Below are 4,341 nucleotides of genomic sequence, written 5' to 3'. Positions count from 1 at the left end.
CCGCAGCGTGAACCTGAGATCCTGAAGTTCTGGGAAGAGATTGACATTTATCAAAAGGTGCAGGAGCAGAACCAGGGCAAGCCTAAATTCATTCTCCATGACGGCCCTCCCTATGCTAACGGGGATATCCATTTAGGGACGGCCTTTAACAAAGTCTTGAAGGACTTCATCGTCAAGTTTTACTCCATGGCCGGTTACGATGCCCCCTATGTGCCCGGCTGGGATACCCACGGGCTGCCCATCGAACAGCAAGCCATCAAGAACATTGGCTTGAAGCGGGATGAAGTACACCCGGTGGAGTTCCGCAATAAATGCGCCGAATATGCCATGAAGTATGTGGAAATCCAGAAACAGCAGTTCAAGCGCCTGGGGGTGCGGGGTAAGTGGGAGGATCCTTACTTGACTCTCTCCCCGGAGTATGAAGCCAGGCAGATCCGGGTTTTCGGGGACATGGCCAGGAAAGGATTTATCTACCGGGGCCTGAAACCCGTGTACTGGTGTGCCGATTGCCAAACGGCCCTGGCGGAAGCGGAAGTTGAATACCATGATAAGACTTCTCATTCCATTTACGTTAAATTTCCGGTAATCGACGGGAAAGGTATCCTGTCCGAAGGGGACACTTATTTCGTCATCTGGACAACAACTCCCTGGACAATCCCGGCCAACGTGGCCATCTGCCTCCACCCGGATTACAAGTATGTCTTGCTGGCCACGAACCGGGGGAATTTGGTGGTGGCCAAGGAACTGAAAGAACAGTTCGTCCAGGTGACCGGCGTGGAAGTGCAAGGGGAACTCAAGGAGTTTTCCGGCCAGGAACTGGAACTGGTGGTTTGCCGGCACCCGCTGCTGGAGAGGGATTCCCTGGTCATCCTGGGAGAACATGTCACTTTAGAACAAGGTACCGGCTGCGTGCATACGGCGCCGGGTCACGGTATTGAAGACTATGAAGTAGGCCGTCGTTACAACCTGCCCATTATCTCCCCGGTGGATAATAAGGGGGTTTTCACGGCCGAAGCCGGCCCCTTTGCCGGGCTGGATACCAACCAGTGCAACAAAGCCGTGATTAAGGCTTTGGCGGACCAAGGAGCACTTCTCCAGCACGGCCAGATTGCGCACCAGTATCCCCACTGCTGGCGCTGCAAGCACCCGATCATGTTCCGGGCCACCGAGCAGTGGTTCGCCTCCATTGAAGGGTTCCGCCAGGAAGCATTGAAGGCTATCCGGGAAGTGAAGTGGATCCCGGCCTGGGGTGAAGAGCGCATCTATAACATGGTGGCCGACCGGAGCGACTGGTGTATCTCCAGGCAGCGGATTTGGGGGGTGCCCATTCCGATTTTCTACTGCGAGGATTGCGGCGAAGCCGTCATCAGCGACGAAACCATCAGCCACGTGGAACAACTGTTCCGGGAACACGGTTCCAATATCTGGTTTGCCAAGGAAACGGCAGAATTGGTGCCTGCCGGGTTCCGGTGTCCCAAGTGCCAGGGTACCAGCTTCAGAAAAGAAACGGATACGATGGATGTCTGGTTTGATTCCGGCTCCAGTCATGCCGCTGTCCTGGAAGTCTGGCCGGAATTGGATTGGCCTGCCGATATGTACTTAGAAGGCAGCGACCAGCACCGGGGTTGGTTCAACTCTTCCTTGTCGACGGCGGTAGCAACCCGGGGTCAAGCCCCCTACCGTTCCGTTTTGACCCATGGCTACGTGGTGGATGAGCAAGGAAGAAAAATGTCCAAGTCGTTAGGCAACGGCATTGATCCCCTGGAGGTCATCCAGCAGATGGGAGCCGATATCCTGCGCTTGTGGGTGGCCTCGGCGGATTACCGCAAGGATATGGCCGTGTCGCCTAACATCCTCAAGCAAATGACGGACGCCTACCGGAAAATCAGGAATACTTGCCGTTTTATTCTTGGGAACCTGGCTGATTTTGACTGGGAGAAGGACCGGGTGCCTTACGAGGAGATGTCCGAACTGGACCGCTTTGCCCTGTTGAGGCTGCACAAGCTCATCAAGAGGGTGACGGATGCGTATCGCGCCTATGAGTTTCATGCGGTTTTTCACAGCATCCATAACTTCTGTGCCGTAGATATGAGTGCCCTCTACTTGGACATTTGTAAAGACCGCTTGTACGTCCTGGCGCCCCGGGCGAAAGCGAGACGGGCGGCCCAGACGGTGCTGTATGAGACCATCCATGCCCTGGTGCGGCTCCTGACACCGATTTTGGCTTTTACGACGGAGGAGATTTGGCAGTACATGCCCAAGCCTGCCGATGCGCCCGTGAGCGTCCAGCTCACCTCGATGCCTGAAGTTAACCCGGCCTACCTGGATGAGGCCCTGGAACAAAAGTGGAACAAGCTCCTGGACCTGAGAGGAGAGGTGGCCAAGGCACTGGAAATGGCACGCCAGGGTAAAGCCATCGGCAACTCTTTGGAGGCGGAAGTGGACCTCTACCTGTCGAAACAGTGGTATGGTTTTGTCCTGCCGGCCCAAGAAGTTCTAGCCACCTTGTTTATCGTGTCCGAGGTCAGGGTGCATGAAGCAGGTGAGGAAGCACCGGAAGGCATCTTCGTGTCGGAAGAGCTGGAAGGAGTAAAGGTTAAGGTCACTCCCTCCAGCCACGGCAAGTGCGAGCGCTGTTGGAATTACAGTGCCACGGTGGGCACTCATACGGAACATCCTACCCTCTGTGCCCGCTGCGCAGGCATTCTCAAAGAACTGGCTTAAAAAGACCGGCTGTTCAAGCCGGTTTTTTTGTTTAATATTTCCATGGGTGGTTCAAGAACGGAGACAGAATAATATATTAAGACAGTATTTTTGAAAGGAGATGCCCATGGCGGAACTGGTCCTGGCAGCGCCTGCCGCAAGACGAAAGCAGTATACAGAACCTGTGTATGCTCCCGTCGGGATTTCCAACCGTCACATTCATTTATCACCGGAGGACCTGGCCGTCCTGTTCGGCCAAGGCTACCAACTTGTGCCTGCCAAGGAGTTGAGCCAGCCCGGGGAATTTGCCGGCCGGGAAGTGGTGGCTCTGGTGGGACCGAAAGGGGTCATCGAAGGGGTCAGGGTCGTCGGCCCAGTGCGCAAGGAGAGTCAGGTGGAAATATCCGTGACAGACAGCTATCGCTTGGGTGTCCGTCCCCCGGTCCGGTTATCAGGGGAGCTGGATGGGACGCCGGGCATTACCGTGATCGGTCCTAAGGGACTGCTACACCTGTCCCGGGGGCTGATCATTGCCGCGCGCCATCTCCACCTGCCTTCGAGCCTGGCGGAAGAGTGGGGCTTGGAGCACGGCGCGGTGATCAGCGCTCAGGTGGAAGGACCGCGGGGTGTCATTTTCGGGGAGGTGGCGGTGCGAGTGAGCAGCCGGTACCGCCTGGAATTACACTTGGATACCGACGAGGCCAACGGTGCCTTATTAAAAACCGGCGATCCGGTAAGACTGTTATTATAGCGAACTGGGGTGGGGGAGGCCGTGAAAACTTCCTTGGAGAAGCTTCAGGAGAAGACGGAAGAATTAATCAACAGGATGGAGAGTTTGCGCTTGGCCGAATACGTGGAGATGCTGCATGATCCCAAGCGGCTGTGGAAGGTTAATTTCCTGGCGGGCCTGGCCAGGGGTCTGGGGGCGGCCGTGGGTTTTACCGTTTTGGGTGCTGTGGTCTTATATCTCCTGCAGCGATTGGTTTTGTTAAATCTGCCTTTAATCGGCGATTTCATTGCCGAACTAGTGCGCTTGGTAATGGAACGGTATTAGGATGCCCTGGAGGTGCAGTTTAATGGAGCAAGCAAAACTGGTGCATTTCAAACAAAAACTCTTGGCCCGAAAAGAGCAGTTGGAGCAGCAGGTTAAATCCATAGAAGAAGGAGGACTGCACCAATCGATGCGGGACAGCATCGGGGAGCTGTCCTTTTATGATAATCATCCGGCTGACCTGGGCAATGAGGTGTTTGAAAGGGGCAAGGACCTGGCTTTACGCGACAATGCCCTCATCCAGCTGAAAAATGTGGAGGAAACCTTGCAGCGCATTGAGGCGGGCACCTACGGCACCTGTCAAAAGTGTCACCGGCGGATTGATGAGGAACGCTTGGAAGCGGTGCCGGAAACGCCTTATTGTTACGAGTGCAGGCTGCAGGTGGAAAAAGATGGGAGACCACGGGTCCGGCCCGTGGAAGAAGAGGTGATCCGCCCACCTTTCGGTGGTGCCGGTCTTGATGACACCAATTATTTTGACGGGGAGGATACCTGGCAAATGGTGGCCCGTTACGGCACTTCCGATGCCCTGGCTGACTGGGATGAGGACGGGGGCCTGTAGCCCGGCGCATACTACTGCTTGTTTG

Annotated in this window: 4 protein-coding genes; all 4 read left to right on the top strand. The window is 55.5% G+C overall.

Features of this window, described 5'->3' with window-relative positions; translation table 11 throughout:
- Positions 1–2,724 (top strand): isoleucine--tRNA ligase (gene ileS / locus GXX34_08335; GenBank protein ID HHW07514.1); only part of this gene is annotated, 2,724 nt, incomplete at its 5' end.
- Positions 2,725–2,830: 106 nt separating this feature from the next.
- Complete coding sequence (locus GXX34_08330; GenBank protein HHW07513.1) at positions 2,831–3,454, top strand: phosphate propanoyltransferase; 624 nt, start codon at positions 2,831–2,833, stop codon at positions 3,452–3,454.
- Between the two features lie 9 nt (positions 3,455–3,463).
- A complete protein-coding gene (locus GXX34_08325) occupies positions 3,464–3,757 on the top strand; it encodes a hypothetical protein (GenBank protein ID HHW07512.1) in 294 nt (97 codons plus the stop codon).
- Between the two features lie 22 nt (positions 3,758–3,779).
- Positions 3,780–4,316 (top strand): conjugal transfer protein TraR, encoded by a 537-nt coding sequence (locus GXX34_08320; GenBank protein ID HHW07511.1) that lies wholly within the window; start codon positions 3,780–3,782, stop codon positions 4,314–4,316.
- Positions 4,317–4,341: the final 25 nt, after the last annotated feature.

This window comes from Clostridia bacterium, assembly GCA_012840125.1.
Taxonomy (GTDB): Bacteria; Bacillota; DULZ01; order DULZ01; family DULZ01; genus DULZ01.
The sequence above is the reverse complement of the archived record's forward strand: the minus strand, read 5'-3'. Positions and strand labels throughout refer to the sequence as shown.